At 59.3% G+C, this 17,234-nt stretch carries 14 protein-coding genes; all 14 read right to left on the bottom strand.

The window, feature by feature from the left end:
• Positions 1 to 134: 134 nt before the first annotated feature.
• Positions 135 to 932 carry a LuxR C-terminal-related transcriptional regulator gene (locus Q1A74_RS07440; RefSeq protein WP_299594253.1) on the bottom strand — a complete coding sequence of 266 codons (798 nt, stop codon included), beginning with the start codon at positions 930 to 932 and terminating at the stop codon, positions 135 to 137.
• Positions 933 to 1,263: 331 nt separating this feature from the next.
• Positions 1,264 to 2,319, bottom strand: a complete 1,056-nt coding sequence (locus Q1A74_RS07445) for an AgmX/PglI C-terminal domain-containing protein (protein WP_299594255.1) — start codon at positions 2,317 to 2,319, stop codon at positions 1,264 to 1,266.
• A gap of 17 nt (positions 2,320 to 2,336) precedes the next feature.
• Positions 2,337 to 2,858, bottom strand: a complete 522-nt coding sequence (locus Q1A74_RS07450; protein WP_299594257.1) for a biopolymer transporter ExbD — start codon at positions 2,856 to 2,858, stop codon at positions 2,337 to 2,339.
• On the bottom strand, positions 2,855 to 3,403 hold the full coding sequence (locus Q1A74_RS07455; RefSeq protein WP_299594259.1) for a biopolymer transporter ExbD: 549 nt from the start codon (positions 3,401 to 3,403) through the stop codon (positions 2,855 to 2,857). The genes Q1A74_RS07450 and Q1A74_RS07455 overlap by 4 nt, the downstream gene beginning before the upstream one ends.
• A 68-nt stretch (positions 3,404 to 3,471) precedes the next feature.
• Positions 3,472 to 4,158 carry a MotA/TolQ/ExbB proton channel family protein gene (locus tag Q1A74_RS07460; protein ID WP_299594261.1) on the bottom strand — a complete coding sequence of 229 codons (687 nt, stop codon included), beginning with the start codon at positions 4,156 to 4,158 and terminating at the stop codon, positions 3,472 to 3,474.
• A 55-nt stretch (positions 4,159 to 4,213) separates the two neighbouring features.
• Positions 4,214 to 4,498 carry a hypothetical protein gene (locus Q1A74_RS07465; protein ID WP_299594263.1) on the bottom strand — a complete coding sequence of 95 codons (285 nt, stop codon included), beginning with the start codon at positions 4,496 to 4,498 and terminating at the stop codon, positions 4,214 to 4,216.
• A 3-nt stretch (positions 4,499 to 4,501) separates the two neighbouring features.
• Entirely contained in the window at positions 4,502 to 5,152 is a 651-nt protein-coding gene (locus tag Q1A74_RS07470) for a tetratricopeptide repeat protein (protein ID WP_299594265.1), read from the bottom strand.
• Position 5,153: 1 nt separating this feature from the next.
• The gene (locus Q1A74_RS07475; protein WP_299594268.1) at positions 5,154 to 8,087 is read right to left on the bottom strand and encodes a tetratricopeptide repeat protein; all 2,934 of its coding nucleotides are present in this window, start codon (positions 8,085 to 8,087) and stop codon (positions 5,154 to 5,156) included.
• Positions 8,084 to 10,204, bottom strand: a complete 2,121-nt coding sequence (locus Q1A74_RS07480) for a hypothetical protein (protein ID WP_299594270.1) — start codon at positions 10,202 to 10,204, stop codon at positions 8,084 to 8,086. The genes Q1A74_RS07475 and Q1A74_RS07480 overlap by 4 nt, the downstream gene beginning before the upstream one ends.
• Positions 10,179 to 10,718, bottom strand: coding sequence for an AraC family transcriptional regulator (locus Q1A74_RS07485; RefSeq protein WP_299594272.1), 540 nt, complete (start codon positions 10,716 to 10,718; stop codon positions 10,179 to 10,181). Before Q1A74_RS07485 ends, Q1A74_RS07480 begins: the two co-directional genes overlap by 26 nt.
• A 111-nt stretch (positions 10,719 to 10,829) precedes the next feature.
• Complete coding sequence (locus Q1A74_RS07490; RefSeq protein WP_299594274.1) at positions 10,830 to 11,849, bottom strand: FAD:protein FMN transferase; 1,020 nt, start codon at positions 11,847 to 11,849, stop codon at positions 10,830 to 10,832.
• Positions 11,850 to 11,879: 30 nt separating this feature from the next.
• Positions 11,880 to 13,451, bottom strand: coding sequence for a general secretion pathway protein GspF (locus Q1A74_RS07495; RefSeq protein ID WP_299594276.1), 1,572 nt, complete (start codon positions 13,449 to 13,451; stop codon positions 11,880 to 11,882).
• A gap of 31 nt (positions 13,452 to 13,482) precedes the next feature.
• Entirely contained in the window at positions 13,483 to 15,999 is a 2,517-nt protein-coding gene (locus tag Q1A74_RS07500) for a LamG domain-containing protein (RefSeq protein WP_299594278.1), read from the bottom strand.
• 4 nt (positions 16,000 to 16,003) lie between these two features.
• On the bottom strand, positions 16,004 to 17,224 hold the full coding sequence (locus Q1A74_RS07505; RefSeq protein ID WP_299594280.1) for a hypothetical protein: 1,221 nt from the start codon (positions 17,222 to 17,224) through the stop codon (positions 16,004 to 16,006).
• Between the last annotated feature and the right edge of the window lie 10 nt (positions 17,225 to 17,234).

Here is a 17,234-nt window from a genome sequence, read left to right on the forward strand (position 1 = left end):
CAATGTTTTGTGTTTATAGCAATAAATCGGCGCCTGGCACAGATTTCTTTAGACGAATGATCAATTATTTATTTCTGAGTACCTGTCCCGGTCTCCGGGGTGCTGGCTAAGCGCGGACAGGCAGTTTTGGCAGGTTAGATAAGGCCTTCTGTGATACACAGGGCGAGCAGCTGGCTCATATTCTGACAGCCCCCCTTTTTCAGAATCCGTTTGCGGTGATTTTTGATCGTGTATTCGGAGAGCTGCAAATCCCGACCAATCTCCGCACTGGTCATTCCTCTGGCCACCCGTTCGATGACTGAAATTTCCCGCTGGGTAAATATCGGTGGCGCGGACCGCACATTCTGCACATTGCCATCCACCACCAGGTCGAGATAAGAGGGCTCGCCACGCATCCCGATCAGCGAGAGCCGTTGATTGTTGGTGCTGGTCAGGTGGGAGATGTCCGTGTGCACATTCAGCGACTTGCCAACGCCACCCTGACTATCGGTAGTGAGCACCACAGACTGGTGGTTGAACAAATGATAACTGCCATCCTTTACCCTGAAGCGGAAGCAGTAGGAGATTTTGTAGTCGGTCACCTTGTGCATGCCGATCTTTTCCTGGAACAGTCGGATGGCGGTGGCCTCAGCACGCGCTACAAAATCCATATCGTCCGGGTGCATCTGATCGAGGATATCCTGGAAGGTGACAGACTCCAGGCTGAGGTCGTGGATCTGCTCTACCTCCGGGCTGACATACAGCAGGTCGAGGTCAAACAAGTCGAACACATAGTGATAGAAGGGGCCATTGCTGAAAATGGAGCTGATCAGCTCATTTACCCGAAATTGTGCCAGCTCCGTCTTGCGCTGTGCGAACAGCTCCTTGCGGCTTCCCCACACATCTTTCAGCAGTTCCGTTTGTGGCTTTTGCTCAAGGATCTTCTCGGCCACGGTTGCAAGTCCTTCTGTTTTCCGGAATCCGACTGGGCGGTAAAGTGATTTGAATAAGCCAGAGCTTTGGCTGCAGATTCGCCATGTGATGCGAATCACAAAATAAGTGGGACGTTTGTATCACTTCTGTCGTCTTTTTCCAACGTCAATGAAGGCACATCGAGGTTTTCAGGTGAATGGTGTGCAGTTATGGCAGGAATGAATGTTCGTCACCCGGAAGCCGGGCCGGATGATCGCTTGAGGGGGGCACAGCAGGGAGAGCCCCCGATCGGCCATTGGCGATCGGGGGTTTTGGGGGCGTCCGAGTGGGAAAGGGCTTACTGCCGGCCCATCAAGAGGGCAGGAAATCGATCGAGTAGTTGAGCGTGGATTTCTCCACATTGGCAGTGCCGAAATTGATCAGACGGATACGCGCTAGCAGTTTGCGCTCCAGATCCGGGCTGTCCAGTTCGCTGCTCACCAGGCTTACTGCAGAAATGGTGCCATTGGCTTCGATCACCAGTTTAACGGTCACCTTGCCAGCCAGGGTCGGATCCCGACGCAGGGCGCGGTTGTAGATGGCAAAGATGGCTCCCTTGTTGGCTTCCATCACCTGGCGAATGGACTCCTCGCCGCGGGTGCCGCGCTCGCGGCGGGCCTCTTTACCGCTGGACTTCGCTGCTGCGGTGGCCTCGGCCACTTCCACCTGTGTGGTCTCGCGGCCCGACAGTGCCGAACCGCCCGTATTGCGGCTCAGTTGCCCGGTATTGATGCCGCCACTGCTTGCTTTCGACTTGTCGCTGATCAGTGAGCGGTCAATTTTTTGCGCCGTTGCCGCACCGCTGGCGAGGCTGTTGGCGCTGGCCACTTCTGATACATCGAGGCTGTCGCGCATGTCCATCAGGTCATCCTGAAGTTGCATCAGGCCGCTGTTGGCGGCTTTATCGCGTGCCTTGGCCACTTCTGCGGCCGGTGCCTTTTCCGTGAGCGGCTTGGGCTTCACCGTCTTGATGGGCTCCGGTTTGGGCTTGGGCTTCTCGATCGGTTTAGGCTCTTCCTTTTTGACCTCTTGGGGCTTTTCTTTCTTTTTCTCCACCGGTTTGGGCTTGGGCTTTTCGACCGGTTTGGGGAGTTCTTTCTTTTCCAGGATCACCCGTGCCAGTTGCGGCGGCAGTTTTTCCGCCTGCTCGCGGGTGAGTTCCGGTGCGGGAATAATGGTGAACAGTGCCCCCACCACCACAAAGGCCGCTATGCCGCTTTTGAGGAACTTGGTAAAACGCTGGTCTTCTTCTTCCGTCGAGGCCCAGGGCAGTACCGAATTGTAATAGTGCCAGGGCATGAGCGCCGGAGCCGGGCGCTTTTGTGTGGCGGATTGAGGTGTGTAGGAACCGAAGGTGGCTGTGGTCATGACTGTGGCCCTCCCCTTCAGCGACCAGCGGCCGGAGCCGCCGGGTCCTGCGGTGCGGTCTGCGTGACGGCGAGATCGATATCCCGGAAGTCAGCTGCGGCACAGGTGTTCATGATCTGCTTGAGCAGTGCGTAGGGCACTTCTTCATCCCCGAGAATGGTCACCGGGCGGCCGACGGCCTGCTTTTCTTCGGGCAGTGGTTCGGCGCGGCTGGCCAGGTATTCGAGTTCGTTCAGCAGCGGCTGGATCTGCTCCTGGTCCGCGCGGATGTCCGCCACGCTGGCAATCATGCGATTGCCTACCATCAGCTGGTCGCCGTTTACCCGCACCACGGTGGTGGTGTCAGGTTTTTCCGTGGATGTGGATTCCGGAAGAGTGATGGTCTTGTCTGCCTGCAGCACCTCTACTTCTGAAGAGTTCACCAGCAGGAAGAACACCAGAATGGTGAAAATATCCATCAGGGAAACCAGGTTCAGCTTGGTCTGCTTGTGCCGGCGCTGCTTGCGCCCTTTCAGCTTTCCGCCGATCGTCGCTTTCATATTCCGTTGCCTGCCAGCTGTTCGTCTGTCTGCACGTTTGCCTGTTTGTTTGTCAGCGGCGCATCACCCAGGGAGATCTGTGGAAACAGCTCCGCGTCCACCACCGAGGCCGCCACCACCGCGCGGAAAGAGCGCGCGGTATCCATGGCGCTCACCAGAGTGCGGTAGGGGGTGCCGGGTTCAGAGAGAATCACCAGGTCTTTTTTGTCGATATCCTTTTCGCGCAGGCTGCGCTTCACTTCCTGCAATACATCGGACACCAGTTTGAAATCCGGCTTTCCGTCCCGGTTGGCAATGCGCTTTACGCGAATTCCCGCCGGATAGTTGATGTCGATGTAGTCTTGGCGCAGCACCAGTTCCAGCTGCCGGTTTTCTTTCTGATCTTCCACCGCGGGATCACTCATACCCGGCAGGTTGAGGTTCAGTACGGAAATATGGGAAAACACCATATTCAGCAGCAATACGGGGACCAGTACGGTCATCAGGCTCATAAACGAGGTGATGTCCAGATCCGGATCGGTTTCCAGCCTGCGTCGGATAGCCATGGCTCTCTCTTTCTATCGGATTACGCGTTGGTTTTTTTAACTCGCCTCTTATTAGGCTGTGGCACTAATCAGGCGGTGGCGCCAGCTCTGGCGGCTGGGCGCGCCGCGGCGTCCGTCTTCTGGCCGCGGGTCAGCGTGATCAGGTTGAGAAATTTCACCCCGGCCATTTCCAGACTGTCGATGATTTCGTTGGTTTTGTTCTGCAGCATGGAGTAGGCCAGTAACAGCGGGATCGCGGAGATCAGACCGAAAGCGGTCGTGTTCATGGCTACGGAAATACTGGAGGACAGCATGGAAGCTTTCTCAGAAGGATCTGCATTGGCAACCGCGGTAAATGCGGCGATCAGGCCGATGATGGTACCGAGCAGGCCCAGCAGCGTGGCGATATTGGCAAGGGTGGCCAGGTAGTTGGTGCGCTTTTCCAGGCGCGGCACCGCTTCGAGGATGCCCTCTTCGATGGCCATAGCGATGTTCTCGTCTTTACGCGCGTGCTGGGCGGTGCTGATACCCGCGGCAACGATCTGGCCCATGGGGGCTTTTTCGTTCTGGGAGAATTTCAGTGCAGCGGCGAAGTTGCGCTGTTGCATCATCGGCAGAATCTGGCCGTAGGCGCGGCGATTGGCCAGCTTGGCGCGGGTAAGGAATACCCAGCGTTCCACGACCAGTACGATACCGATCACCAGTACCAGCGCGATGGGGTACATGAAGGGACCGCCGTTCTGGAAGAAGCGCAGCAGTGTGTTGAAAAATTCCATGGTCAAATCTCCGGGACGTAAAGATTTTTAGTTGCTAAATAAAAAGTAAAAGAGGTTACTTGTCTGAATCGTTTTGCTGTTTGAGCAGTTTTATTTCCCGCTGCAATTCCGAGTATTCCTGGTGCTGAAATCTGTGGTGAATTGCATTGGGTAAGGTGCTTTCAATTTTCTCCAGGCTGTTGGCCTGCTTCCAGGGAATGATGTACAACACCTTGGGTTGTTCCTGGCTGCCGATAATGGTGGACTCAAGAGTGATGACTTCACCACCTTCGTCCTGAGCCAGGGCTGGGGTTGCAGAAAGTGCTGTAATGGTAAGCAACAATGCGCATATTTTGTTCATGATTTACAGCCGCCTCTCCAGATCCACTATCCAGCCCGCCAGTACCCGGTCTGCTTCTGGCTCCAGTGCACGCGCTTCGCGGTAGTGATGCAAGGCGCGTTCCGGCTGGTGCAGGTACAGGTCAAAAAGAATACCCAGGTTGCGGTGCGCCGCTGCAAAATCCGGCCAGCGTGCCAGGGCATTTTCGTAGGCCCCTTTGGCTTCCTCGAAACGGCCCTGATCGCGCAACAGCACACCGAGGGCATTCCAGGCGAATACATTGTTTTCGTTTACGGCAACCGCCTGTTTCAGGTTGGTTTCCGCCTCTTCCGGTTTATTCAGCTTGAGTTGCACCTTGGCCAGGTTTAACCAGGCCCCGGACAACACTGCCCACTGGGTTACTACCTGTTGCAGCTCTGTTTCCGCGGCAGGGTACTGCTGCTGCAGAAAATAGTCGTGCGCACGACTGATACCCTGCTTGGCACCGGCCGGTACACTCGCGGCTTCCGCGAGGTACGGGTTGGGGCTGGCGACGCGCTTGCCGGATTCGTCCGCAGCAACTTCTGTGCGGCCGTCGCTGTCGGGAGCCGTGGGGCTACCGGCACAGGCTGCTAGCAGCGCCGTACAGAGGGTGGCCAGTGCCAGTTGTTTGCAGCGGGTTGCAGAACATTTCATATCAGTAGGCCGCATCGCTCCACTCCACCGTGGTTTCCGGTTTGCGATAGCGCGCCGGCAACAGGTTTTCCAGGGATGAGAAACTGTTTTTCACCCAGTCGTCGTACACGCCGTCGGCGGTGCGTTTTACATTCGCCTCGTGCAGCTCAATGGCTTTTTCTTCGAACGGGTAGGCCTGCTCTTCCAGCAGGATTTCGTACTGCTCCAGCTCCAGCGGATTCAGGCCGTTGGGTCTCTGGGAGTCCATCAGGTCGCGGCTTAGCTGACGGTAGATTTCCGCGAGGCGGAAATTGGCGGCGGTAGTGAATTCGGCGATACCGAAGTCCAGCACCTTTTTGTAATCCGCCACGGTTACTTCCATAGCCTGCTTTTTATTTTTCAGGCTCTGTTTCAGCGGCAGGGTCAGTTTCTGGCGTTCAAAACGGGCGTAGCTCTGCGCGGCCAGTTCGGTGCTGGCATACGCCGCGAGATAGCGGCCGCGGGGTTCTTTTACCCGATTGCCAGCGAGGCTGCTGATCCACAGATTCCGCTCGCGCTGGTTACCGGCTTTTTCATACAGGGACGCCAACTTGTACTGGGCTTCCAGGTTTTGTAATGCGGGCTCCCGCCACTGGCGCGCGTACTGACGATAGGCATCAATGGCGCGGCCGCTATTGCCGGACTGTTCAAATTGTTCGGCTGCCAGATACAGGGAGTCGCGGCGAACGCGTGGATCGGGATCGCTGTTGGCCAGTGCCATCAATTCGCCGGCGGCAGCTTCCGGCATATCCATGCCCTGGTAGATGGCAATGGCCTTGGCGGTAAGCGACGGCGTGAGTTTGTGGTCTGGATAGTGTTTGCGGAAATCCGCCAACTCCGCCTGTGCCCGGGGCCAGCGCTTCAGGCGCATCAACTGGTTGATGGCGTCGAACTGGGCGGTGGCGGCGATTGAAGATCGGCCACTTTCGCGCACCCGTAACAGCAATGCGATGGCGTCTTCTGTGGGTGCCACAAATTCCAGATTGTCGGTGGTCAGGTGCACCTGCTTGAGAATGATTTCCGCCTGTTTGTAGATGGAAGATTGCAGGCGATTGCGAGTGTTCAGATATTCCGGGTCGCTGGAGGCCATACCGGCAAGCAGCTGTGCATAGGCACCTTCGGCCGCGGGGAAATTGTCGGTTTCGAAATGGCTGTGCCCGAGCAGAATCAGGATACTGCGGCGCTGTCTGGCATCCGGCGGCGGCTGCCAGCCCGCGGCCTTTTCCGCGGCGGCAATGGTTTCTACGTGGCGGTACTGTTCAAACAGGTTGTGCGCCGCATCCAGCTGCACTGGCAGTGCGCGCTTGTCACCGGGCCAGGTATCGGCAAAGCGCAGGCTGGTTTCGGTTTTGCGATCGAGCCACAGATTGGCCAGCTCCTGGTCTTTTTCCCGTTTGTGCATTTCGCCGGCCATCAGGATGGCGGCGTAGCCGGCCTCGGTGGCCTTGGCCGGGGTTTGCGGGGTTGTTCCTTGCGCATCTTCTTGCGCATCCTCGGTAAAGCCCCAGGCCACCCGCGAGTAGGCATCGAAGGCGCGCGCGTATTCGCCGCCGTCGTTCAGGCTTTCCGCCATCAGGAAGGTGAGTTCCGGCGCCTTGCTGTCACCCGGGAAGGTTTCGATAAACTCGCCGTACAGTTCTGCTGCGGCGAGGAAGGCGGTGCGGGATTCGCGCTGGGCGCGAGCCGTAACTTTAGTATTGTTCCGGGGGTTACCGGCTTCTTTTACCAGTGCCTGTGCGCGAGCGTGGTCGAAGCGCGCCAGTTCTTCCAGCCAGGGTTTCAGGAAACCACGCAGTTCGCCGCGCTGTGTGTCATCGGCGCTCTGCCAGTAGAGGCTGCGAATACCGTAGCGGGTGACAAACTCCCGTTTTGCCGGCACCACTTCGCTGGGGAAATTACCCTGTTGCAGGATCTCCACCGCGCGCACGTGCATGGCCGGTGCTTCGCGGCTTTGGGGGTTCTGTTCCACATAGGTGAGGAAAGTCTGGGCACCGTCGCGGAAGCGCTCGCTCTCGGCATACCAGTCGCCGAGGGCGCGATACAGCAGGTGCTGGTAGCTGCGGCCGGCAAGTGCGCTGTCCGTCTGTGGCGGATTGAAGGATTCGATTACTTCGGCACCGCCGAGATAGTTGAAGCCTAGTGCCAGTACCCGCAGGGTGTCGTCGGCAAGACGTCGTTCGCCTTTTGCCAGTGACTCCAGTAGCCGTTTTTCCGGCTGCTCCTGCGCATTGTCTGGGGCCAGCAGCAGATCCATCAGGTCGAGGAAGGTGTTGCTGGCATCGCGGTAGCGCGCGTCCTTGAACTGGCTCCAGCCGAGCATATAGCGCGCATTCTGGGAAAACGGTGAATCCCCCTGCGCAAGCACTGCGCTGAAGTCCCGTTCCGCTGCGCGGTATTGCTTCTGGCTGAACGCCGCTTCGCCGCGACGGAACAGGGCCTCGGCAATAAATGGGGATTCGGGCGCGGTCTCGACAATATTTTCCAGTGCCTGCAGCGAGCCGGGGAGGTTGCCGTCGAGGGCGCGGGCCCGGGCCAGGCGATAGGCGAGGTAATCGTCGTCGGCGGAGGTCTGCAGCAGGGCTTCGTAGTGACGCACGGCCTGGCTGTAGGCCACCGCCATTTCCGGGTTGTCTTCCTGTTGCTGTTCGAGGCGCTCCATTTCCAGATCGGCGAGACGCAGCTGGATCTGGCGACGGGTTTTCGGATCGCTATTGGCTGCGAGGGCTTTTTCGTAGCTGTTGATCAGTACCGGCAGCTCCACCTTGGGCAGTTCAACCTGCGGCTCCGGTGGCAGGGTTGCCGCGGGCAGGTCTGCGAGGGTGGTGCCGGGATCAAACTGGCTGGCACAGCCGCCCAGGGTGACGCTGGTGCAGATCGCCAGCGCGAGGAGTCGTTTGCTTGGCCAGGGGGCATTCACAATTGTTCCTCCGGCGCTTGCGGAGCGGATTCGTCAGGCGGTGTGGACTCGGACTGCTCAGCGGCGGTATCTGATGCAGGCTCGGGCGTTTGCGTAGCCTGCTCAACGGCAGGCGCGTCATAGTTGCCCTGCATGGCCGCATCCTGAATGCGCGCGATGGCGAGTCGGGTGTGGGCCATATACTGGGATACGCGATGTTTGGCGATACCGAGGGCATCGCGTAGATCGTCGCGGATCTGGTCTTCGATGGCACCGCTGGCGCGGTCGATGGCGCTGTGCTGTTCGGCCAAGCGCAAGCCCGCATCCTCGACGCTGCCGGTGAGCAGGTTGAGCTGTGGTGCCTCGGCGGCAATGCGGGCGACGCTGCGCTGGCGGCGTGCGGCCTCTATCAAGTCCGCTTCCAGGGCATCGACGGCTTTGCGCTTCTGCCACAGGTTGTGATGGTACTGATCTGCCGCCTGCCACTGCAGAATGCCGCGGGCGCGATCTAGGGTCTGCTGCTGGTAGCTACTGGTTTTGCCCGCTTTGCTGAGGCGTTGGTAGCGCGCTTCGGCGGCGCGCACCATGTCGAGGTATTCGGAGGTTTCACTCTCATTGGCGGCGAGCATGGCGAGGCCATCTTCATTCGCTTCGATGCGCGCCAGCGAAGCTTTCAGCCGCTGTAATTCCTGCTCGGCCATCTCCACCTGCTGGTCGTACTGGGCGCTGTCGTGCTGTTGCACGATGGTCACACGGCGCTGTTCGCGCTCGTCGATCAGGGCATGGAATTCGGGTAACCGCTGTTGCCAGCGCGTCAGCACCCGGGTGAGCTGCTGCAGGTCGCGCAACTCGGAAAGCTGTAGCTGCAGGCGATCGCTCTGCATCATTTGCAGCAGGTAGCGCTGGTTGTCGCGGATTAACGCCGGTGTTTCTGCATCTTCGAGCCAGCCATAGCGCTGCAGGTTCAGGGATTCGTTTTCTTTCGGCAGCGGAAACTGCAGGGTGGCGGAGGCCTGTTGCAGCGCTTCCAGGTCGCCCAGGGCCTGCTGGTACTGTTGTTCCGCGTGCAGGTAAGACTGCAGTGCAAGTTTCGGGCGCTCAAGCGCTTCGTAACTGTACGGCAGCGCGAGCAACGCTTCCTGAACCTGCGGCGACAATGGATTCTTGTGGATCAGGTAGCCGAGTGCGTCTACCGCCTGTTGATGGTTGCCGCCATTCACCGACACCCAGCCGAGCCCGAGCAGGGCCTCGCCAGACCAGGGGGTGTCCAGGCGTACTCCGCGGAATTCTTGTGCCGCACCGGCTTGGTCGCCGTTGAGTGCCAGCGCATAACCGGCGCCGATACGGGCCTTGTCGCGCAGGATGCGCAGCTCCTCATCCGCCTCCGGGTTTTGTTCGACCAGCGTTGCCGCGCGGCGGTATTCCTCTGCAGCAACAGGTAGTTGCTGTTGCCGGGCAAAGGCTGCCGCGAGATTGGAGTGCCCGAGTACGCGCTCGGCGAGGGATAGGTCTGCCATCGCCAACAGTTGCTGAGCCTGGTTCAGGTCACCGCTGCGGATGGCGAGGTTCAGGGTCAGCGTGGACTGATGGATGGCGCCGGACTTGTGCAGTTGCAGTGCTGCGGTGTCCCAGTTCTGGTGACGGTAATTCAGTGCCGCCAGCTTCAGCCAGGCAATTTCGCGAAAGCGCGCAATGCGCTGCTGGTTGTCTTCGTCCGCCGCTTTCTGCAGCTGCTGTTCAAACAGCTCGGCAGCCTGGCGCTCGAGGCCGAAAGCCAGGCTAATACCGCCGCGAATCAGGTCGGCGTTGTCTGCGTGGTAGTCGATTCCACCGCGCAGGTCGGACACCATCAATGTGCTCAGGGCATCAAAGGTATTGCCCTGGAAGTAGTGGTACAGAGCGGCACCGTAGCGCATGTCCTGAGCTTGCTGGAATTTTTTACCGGGCTCAGTCGCGGCGGGCTTGTTGGCTTCCGCCAGCGACTGTTCCCCAAGCGCTAGAGGGCTCTCTTCAGCCCATGCAGGCAGTGCCGCACTTGCGATCAGTGTCGCCAGTGTCAGTGCCAGTCGGGTGGAGGATGATTTTTTCACGTCGGAAAACAGCATGGCGCGCTCAGGGGGCAGGCCACTGTACGACATTGAATTCCGGCTGTTGCTTGCCGCTGGAATCAGAAATACGCAGTTCGATCACCGCGGGTTCGTCGGTCTTTTTCAGTTCCAGGGTGGCGGCGCGCTTGAATTCGCGCTGTTCCGGGCCGATGCCGGTGAAGTAGGCGGTGACCGTGTGCTCGCCGGATTTCAGGTTGCCCTTGAACAGGGGCTGGATGCCGCCGCGAAACAGGGCTTTTTTCTGGTGGTCGGTGTAAAGGTGCGTTTCGACCAGCTTGTTGTCGATATGCAGCTTGACCGTATCCAGATCGAAAAAGTGCCCCACGTCCATGGAGACATACACGGCTACCTGGCTCTGAGCCGGGAACAGCAGGTCTTCTTCCAGCACCAGCAGATCCCTGTTCAGTTTCAGCACTTCCTGCTTCAGGTCTTCCAGGTCACCACCGGGGAAGTCGTCACTCTGCGCGAACAGGCTGCCAGACATTGCCAGGGTGAGAGCGGCCAGCAGGGCGCGTAGGATGTGGGGGCGACGAAGGGAAAACATGGTGAAGCCTGAGAGTTGGTAAGCCTGAAAAATTTATGAGTGACTGTGTCGGTACAGTATGCCCTGAGATTATGTCAGGGTGCCTCGTTTCCGGTGTGATGCAGTTGGCAATTACTGCGCCAGTCCGCTGCTAAAGAACATCCGGTGATTGGCATCGATGACGACCGCTTCAAATCCGGTCAGATCTTCGATCAGTGCCATGCCTTTTTTCTTGCCGAGTACAAATACGCTGGTGGACAACGGATCGGTATCAAAACCGTGCGGACCGATCACACTGACGCTGATCAGCTTGTCGCTGTCGCTCGCGTCGCCGCTGGAATCTGTTTCCGCGGGCTTGCCGGTAGACGGGTCGAAAATATGATGTACCCGGTGATCGTCGTCATCGATGAAAAAACGTTCGTAATCTCCCGACGTGGAAATTGCGGTGTTTTCTAGCGGAATTACTGCCGCATTTTTTGATCGGTCCCGTGGGTGGCGGATACCGATCAGCCAGGGTTTGCCGCGTTTGTCACCCAGCAAGCGCGCGTCGCCACCGGCGCTGACACTGGCATTGTGCACACCGCGCTGTTGCAGAATGGCTACCGCGCGATCTACCGCGTAGCCCTTGGCGATACCACCGAGGTCTATTTTTGTGCGTTTGTCGGTAAATTCGAGCGCGCGAAATGGCTGATTCCGTTGCTTTTTACTCAACTGAATGTGTTGGTAATTGACTGCGGGCAGCAGGGTGTCGGTCGTTTTCTGGTTTGCTTTTTCACCCTTGCGGAAATCGTACAGGCTGCCGACGGTGGCATAAGTGATATCAAAGGCGCCGCCCGTTTTGTCGCTGTACCACAGGGATTTATCGACGATCGATGCCAGTTCATCAGAGACCGCCATTGGCCCCAGGCCTGCTTCGCGGTTGACCCGCGAGAGTTCGCTGCTTTCCTTGTAGGGCGACAGCGCAGCATCGATGCGGCGAAATTCATCCATCACGGCGCGTGTGATGGCGTCGGCCTGCTTCTGGTCCTGGTGCCAGAACTGCAGGTGTACCTCGGTGCCCATGATGTCCTGTTTTTCGTAGTGCCACTCGCCGTGACAGAGGGCGGCGCTGAGCAGGCTGGTAAACAGTACAAAAGTGCGCGCGAGGTACATCGGAGTTTCTTTTATCGGTTGACTGAGTGGTTATCGAATCGGTGCAAACGCGGTCAGGCTGTCCATCAGGCTCGCATTACCCAGGCCGTGATTGGGGAACAGATTGCCAAAACCATTCTGCTCGTTGTGCAGGGCCATATAATTCAGCACTACCGTCTGCACCAGCTGGTTGACGTTATTGGCCGCCGGGCTACCGGCCGTCTCAACGTCACCGGACGGGCGCATGTAGCCCAGCTGTTGATGACGGGCCTGTTCCTCCGGGGTGCCGCCGAGCAGTTGCGGGCGGCCGGTGGGGTTGTACACCAGGAAATAGGACGCGGCGGTCTGCTGGTTATCGCCAGTCCACACGCCTTTGCCGCGGCCTTCGACCGAATCATCAATCATGCCGTTACTGAACACGGAACCGTCGCTGAATACGTACACCATCAGCGGCTGGCCAACGCGCGCAGCATATTCCAGACAGGCACCGATACAACGGCCGGCGCGCAGGTCGCGCATCTCGCCGGTGGCGCGGTCGCCCGTGTGGTAGTCGTAGCCGCCCATGGTAATGGTGCCGGCGCCGGCGTAGCCATTGATTACCAGTTTCATGGTGGACGCGGCCTTCTGGAATTCGCGGTCGCCAAAAAATTCTGCAGAAGAAAAGATGCCGGCGGGCCCGACAATGTCCGGATCCAGTGCGGGGTCCAGTGCGGTGGGGTCGCCAAAGCGGTCGGCGAGGTCGGCACTTTTCATGTAGCCACACTTCACCAGGTCTTTGATCACGGCGTCGTTGCTGACCTGGGTACTGACTTTGCCCAGCTTGGCATTGGAAATCCGGTACATGGATTCCATCACCGCGACGGTATCCTCCTGGCTCAGCAGGCCGACCAAGTCACCGACATCGACCAGTCCGGTTACATCGGACGGGCGGTCGATCTTGGTGGGGCGCACTTCGGCGTTGATCAGGTCCGCGGGTGCCATGGAGTTGCCGCCGGACTCGCTGGTTTGCGAGCCGATAAGGGCGAGCAGTGAGCCGTTGGCGCCGGCGCGGTTGATACCGTACATGGGGTTGTGCGGATTGTTGCCGGTGTCGTTCTCGGAGCGCGCGGGAATCACCGCACCGTTAATGGCCGCAGAGGTGCCGGGTGCCACTTTTTCCAGAATACCGCGCAGCATCTGGCTGTCGCTGTGGAACGAGAGGCCGAGGTCGTTGTTGACGAAGGAGTTGCCGGCGGCATCCGTCAGCGATGGCACCATATCGCCGGGCAGGCCCTGTTTGCTGTAGCCGGCGGTGCTCAGGAAATCGAGCTGGCCGCCCTGTTTGCCCACCAGCACGTTGGAGCCGGCGATATTGGCACCGCCCGCCAGATCAAAACAAATAAACGGAATTTTGCCGGCGCCGTTGGCGCTGACCCCGCAGGTTGCGCGCATGGCTTCCAGGTCGGAAGACAGGGCAGCCTGGGCCATACGCGGGTTGGCAAACAGGCTGAAAATGGAACCGCCGAGTACCGTGGCCATACCAGCGCGAAAACCCTGGCCGAGAAAGTCCCGCCGGCTCACCGGACGGTGGTGGTCCGGGTGGCGCAGTGGCTGATCCAGTTCGAAATGTTTTTTCTTGCTCATGTTGTCTTCCCCGGTGCAATCGCCCCGGTTATCAGTGAATCAGAATCATCGCGCTGCCCATCGCCGCTGCGCAGGTGGCTTTGACGGTGGTTGCGGTGCGCTCAGCGCTACAGCTACCGCCGCAGGCGGTCATGGTGTCAATCAGCCCGTCCAGCTCTTCGCGCACGGTGCTTTCATCCGGTGCGCTGGCCAGCTGTGCGCTGTGGCCGCCAACAGAGGCGGGCCAGGCGATCGGACGGCCGAGGAGTTTATCCAGCAGCGGGTCGATGATCTGTGCGCGCTTCGCGTCGGTGTCAAAGGCATTTGCGGCGCTGGCAGAGAAGTCGAAGCCTGGGAAATATGCGGTGCGAGCGCCGGTGTCGTTAACCAGGGTGCTGCAGTATTTCACCGCCAGCTGGGTAATACCCATCTGCTGGGCGGCGAGGAAGCCGCGTATATCGGCTTCTACGGGCAGTTGCTGCTGTACTTTTTCCCAGGTGTCGATCACGTCCGGATGCGCACTGGATACACCGGTTGCCGCCGACAGTGCCGCGTGAATCTGCTCGAAACGGCGGATGCCGATGCGCGGCTGCGGAGTGAGGTCCGCGGGTGCGGCGGGGGCCGCCGGGGTGGCTTCGATGCGTACGAATTCTTCGTTGCCCAGGCGTTCGAAGGTCAGGAAAAATTCGTCCGACGTGGGCCCTTTCTCCAGCGTGATGATGGTGCCCAGCGGGGAAAGTTTCTGGCCGTTTTGCGGGTCGTAATCAGCGGCGGTCACGGTGGTATCGAGCTTTGCCCAGGACTGGCCGACAACGGCTTCGCGGCCGTTGATGCCGATACGCATACCCTGAATCACCACGCCGTCAGGGGTGACGCCGTCTTCCAGGGTGATGAATTTAGGTTCGCTGAACAGGTAACCGTGGTTGTCGTACTGCTGAACTTCAAACATGACGTAGCCCTGGGGTACGTCGGTCTGTTCTTCGACTTTGAACAACAACAGGAATTTCTGGCCCACACCGGCTTCGTAGTTGGTGAGAATGTCCTCTTCCGTCAGCGCGCGGGAGTGGATGGCGAGCAGGCGCATGGAGCCCTGCCATACGTTATCGCCGGATACTTCGCTGCCGACGGCCAGAGCGAAAGAGTCGTCCCAGGTGGACAGCAGGCCGGCTTCCGCAGGATCTGCGTCGCCGGTGAATTCGCCGTTCACATACAGGCGGCGTCCGTTGATCGGATCGAAGGTGGCGACCACATGTTGCAGGGTGGCCTGTACGCGCTCTGCCATATCGTCGGTGATCAGCGCGGGCATACCGTTGGCATCGGTGCTGGCATCGTTGCGATTCTGGAAGGTGTAGTTGTACATCGCCTGGCCAAGGGTGAAGTTGCGGGTGTCGTTGTTACCGGAGTAAGTAACGATTCGCGCGGGGCCTTCCTGCACTACGTTGGCCGGGGCGACCCAGGCTTCGATGGTGTATTCACCGGTGCCGGTGAGGGTGTCGAACAGGCGCTTGCTGGTAGCGGTGGCCGCCTGGGCTTTGCCGCCGTTGAGCTGAACACCCCAGGACCCGAGCCATTCGTAGGCCCCGTTCAGGTTGAGGTCGATGGCCGGATTCACGCCGGACGTGTCATAGGCGATGGTGCCGCTGCCGGATTTGAATTCGTACAGAGCAATGGCGTTGTTCTCGATACGGCCACCGCCGCTGGCGACAACGCCGTCGGTGAGGTACAGGGCTTTACTGGTGACCCAGCTGGGATCCACTTCAGTGACGGCAATGCCGTCGGCAAAGTTGCGGATCGCGGCTGCCATGGTGTCGGCATCCTGGGCGCAATCGCTCCAGCAGTTGTGGAAGTCACTGCCGAGGCGCACGACGAAGCGGGAGTTTTCCGGTGTGTCCAGATCCATCCGTGCTTTGGACGCCTCGTAGGCCTGATCGATATCGCTACTGGCGAAATATGGCTGTTGCGCGGTTTCCGCATCTTCGCTGTGGCAGCTTGCGCAGTACTGTTCCAGCAGTGGGTACACGGTGGTGGCAAAGTTGCCGCTGGAGGCGGGGAAGCTTTTGCTTGCGCCAACATCCCGCTCTTCCGGAGGAGTCAGGGTGATACTGCTGGCTACGGAGCCGGATGCCGCAGCCCACTCTTCGATGTAGTTGGTGATGATCTCGCCACAGGTATCGGCGTTGGCGAGCCAGCAATTGTGGCCGCTGGTCACTTTGGTGACGAGACGGGAATCTTCCGGGCTGCCCAGGTTGACCAGGTCGCGGCCTTCGCCGTGGGCGAGGTTGATATCGTCGCTGCGCACAAAGCGCGGGCTCTGGTTGCCTTCAATATGGCAGCTGCCACAGCGGTTTTCCGCGGCCAGGTTGTCCCAGATATAGCGTTTGTAATTCTGTACGTCTTCACTTTCCGGCGCCGGGCCGGAATAGCTGGTGTCGTCGGTATCCGGGTTGGTGTTGGGCAGTTCTTCGGTGGATTGGCCACTGCCGCCGGAACAGGCGGCCAGTAATGCAGATGCCAGAAGTGTGGACAGCAGTGCGACTTTTTTTAGGGGCAGATTGGTTAGTTGTTGCATTGTGTTATTCCCCCGCACAGTAAACGGCAGCATCGGCATAAACCTGCTTCAGCTGGTAGCCGTTGCCGGTAAAGCGGTCGGTCATGCTGGATATGCGATTGCGGTCAGTACTGTCTTCCGGTGTGCGCAGGCACACTTGCTCGAATACCTTGGTGACCTGGCACTGGGCGAAGGCCTCGCTGTTGGCCAGCTCGCGCCCCATAGACTTGGCGCCGTTGCCGGTGCCGGGCAGTTCGCTGCTCCAGCCCAGGTGCATGTTCGGTCCTTCTCGCCAGTAGTTGTCCCACTTGTCATCGGGAATCACGTACCCGTAGGGGAAGGTGGCGCTGTTGATATGGTTCTTGGCCTGTACCCGGGTGCTGGTGGCCGGGTCGGTGTCACCGACGCGGTTGTAGTCCAGCCGGCCGCTTTCACCGGTGGGATCGCTGTCCACATCGTATTCAAAGTTGTAATAGGCAAATGCCTGAGCCATCGGGTCCATGCCGCTGTGGCAGCCCACGCAGTTGTTCTGGAATACGCGGCTATCGCCACCGGGGCTGCGGCTCACATCCTGGCGGATGCGATCCGGTGGTCTCGAAGTGTCGTGCACCTGCTCCAGGTCGCGGCACAGGTGATTCATCAGGGTGAAGCGGAACATGGCACGGTTGGTGCCCGCATAGAAGAACGCCTTGGCTCCGCCGCGGGTGGTCATTACGCCAGCGGTTGCTTCGCCAGGCAGGCCGGTCACGGAAGACTGGGTCTGGCGCTGAAGCGCCGTCTGTAGCGGGTAGCCACTGCGCTCCAGTTCTTCGTAGTGGTTGTTGTTGCTGTTGTTGTAGGCCGGCAACCCGAGGCCGGAAGCACCGGTATAGACGATGTCGCCGGAGAGAATCTCGCGGAAGTCCACATCGTCGCGCACCATGCCAATCACGGTCGCGGTGTAGTCGTTCAGCGGAGCAAAGTTGTCGCCGTCGCGATTGGTCCAGGGCGTAACCAGGTTCTTCAGAGTTACGTTGTAAAAGGAATCGTGCTCCATCGCCTTGAACGCTGCCGCTTCTGCATCGCCACCGGCAATGTCTTCAGCCATGCTCTTCAGCACCTCGACATCGGGTTTGACGCCGGTGATGCGGCTGTGGATCTGGGCTGCCTGTTCTTCCGGGCCGGCAAAAGCGGGCGCGGTGAGCGAGGCACTAACACAGGTGGTCGCTGCGAGCAGCAGGCGCGCAGCGGACGATTTTATATTCATGGGCAGGTAC

It is taken from the genome of uncultured Microbulbifer sp., assembly GCF_947504145.1.
GTDB lineage: Bacteria > Pseudomonadota > Gammaproteobacteria > Pseudomonadales > Cellvibrionaceae > Microbulbifer.

Excerpts from the sequence above, each read along its gene's own strand:
- Q1A74_RS07445 (WP_299594255.1), bottom strand. The coding sequence starts at position 2,319 with ATGACCACAGCCACCTTCGGTTCCTACACACCTCAATCCGCCACACAA.
- Q1A74_RS07450 (WP_299594257.1), bottom strand. The coding sequence starts at position 2,858 with ATGAAAGCGACGATCGGCGGAAAGCTGAAAGGGCGCAAGCAGCGCCGG.
- Q1A74_RS07455 (WP_299594259.1), bottom strand. The coding sequence starts at position 3,403 with ATGGCTATCCGACGCAGGCTGGAAACCGATCCGGATCTGGACATCACC.
- Q1A74_RS07460 (WP_299594261.1), bottom strand. The coding sequence starts at position 4,158 with ATGGAATTTTTCAACACACTGCTGCGCTTCTTCCAGAACGGCGGTCCC.
- Q1A74_RS07465 (WP_299594263.1), bottom strand. The coding sequence starts at position 4,498 with ATGAACAAAATATGCGCATTGTTGCTTACCATTACAGCACTTTCTGCA.
- Q1A74_RS07470 (WP_299594265.1), bottom strand. The coding sequence starts at position 5,152 with ATGAAATGTTCTGCAACCCGCTGCAAACAACTGGCACTGGCCACCCTC.
- Q1A74_RS07480 (WP_299594270.1), bottom strand. The coding sequence starts at position 10,204 with ATGTCGTACAGTGGCCTGCCCCCTGAGCGCGCCATGCTGTTTTCCGAC.
- Q1A74_RS07485 (WP_299594272.1), bottom strand. The coding sequence starts at position 10,718 with ATGTTTTCCCTTCGTCGCCCCCACATCCTACGCGCCCTGCTGGCCGCT.
- Q1A74_RS07490 (WP_299594274.1), bottom strand. The coding sequence starts at position 11,849 with ATGTACCTCGCGCGCACTTTTGTACTGTTTACCAGCCTGCTCAGCGCC.
- Q1A74_RS07495 (WP_299594276.1), bottom strand. The coding sequence starts at position 13,451 with ATGAGCAAGAAAAAACATTTCGAACTGGATCAGCCACTGCGCCACCCG.
- Q1A74_RS07500 (WP_299594278.1), bottom strand. The coding sequence starts at position 15,999 with ATGCAACAACTAACCAATCTGCCCCTAAAAAAAGTCGCACTGCTGTCC.
- Q1A74_RS07505 (WP_299594280.1), bottom strand. The coding sequence starts at position 17,224 with ATGAATATAAAATCGTCCGCTGCGCGCCTGCTGCTCGCAGCGACCACC.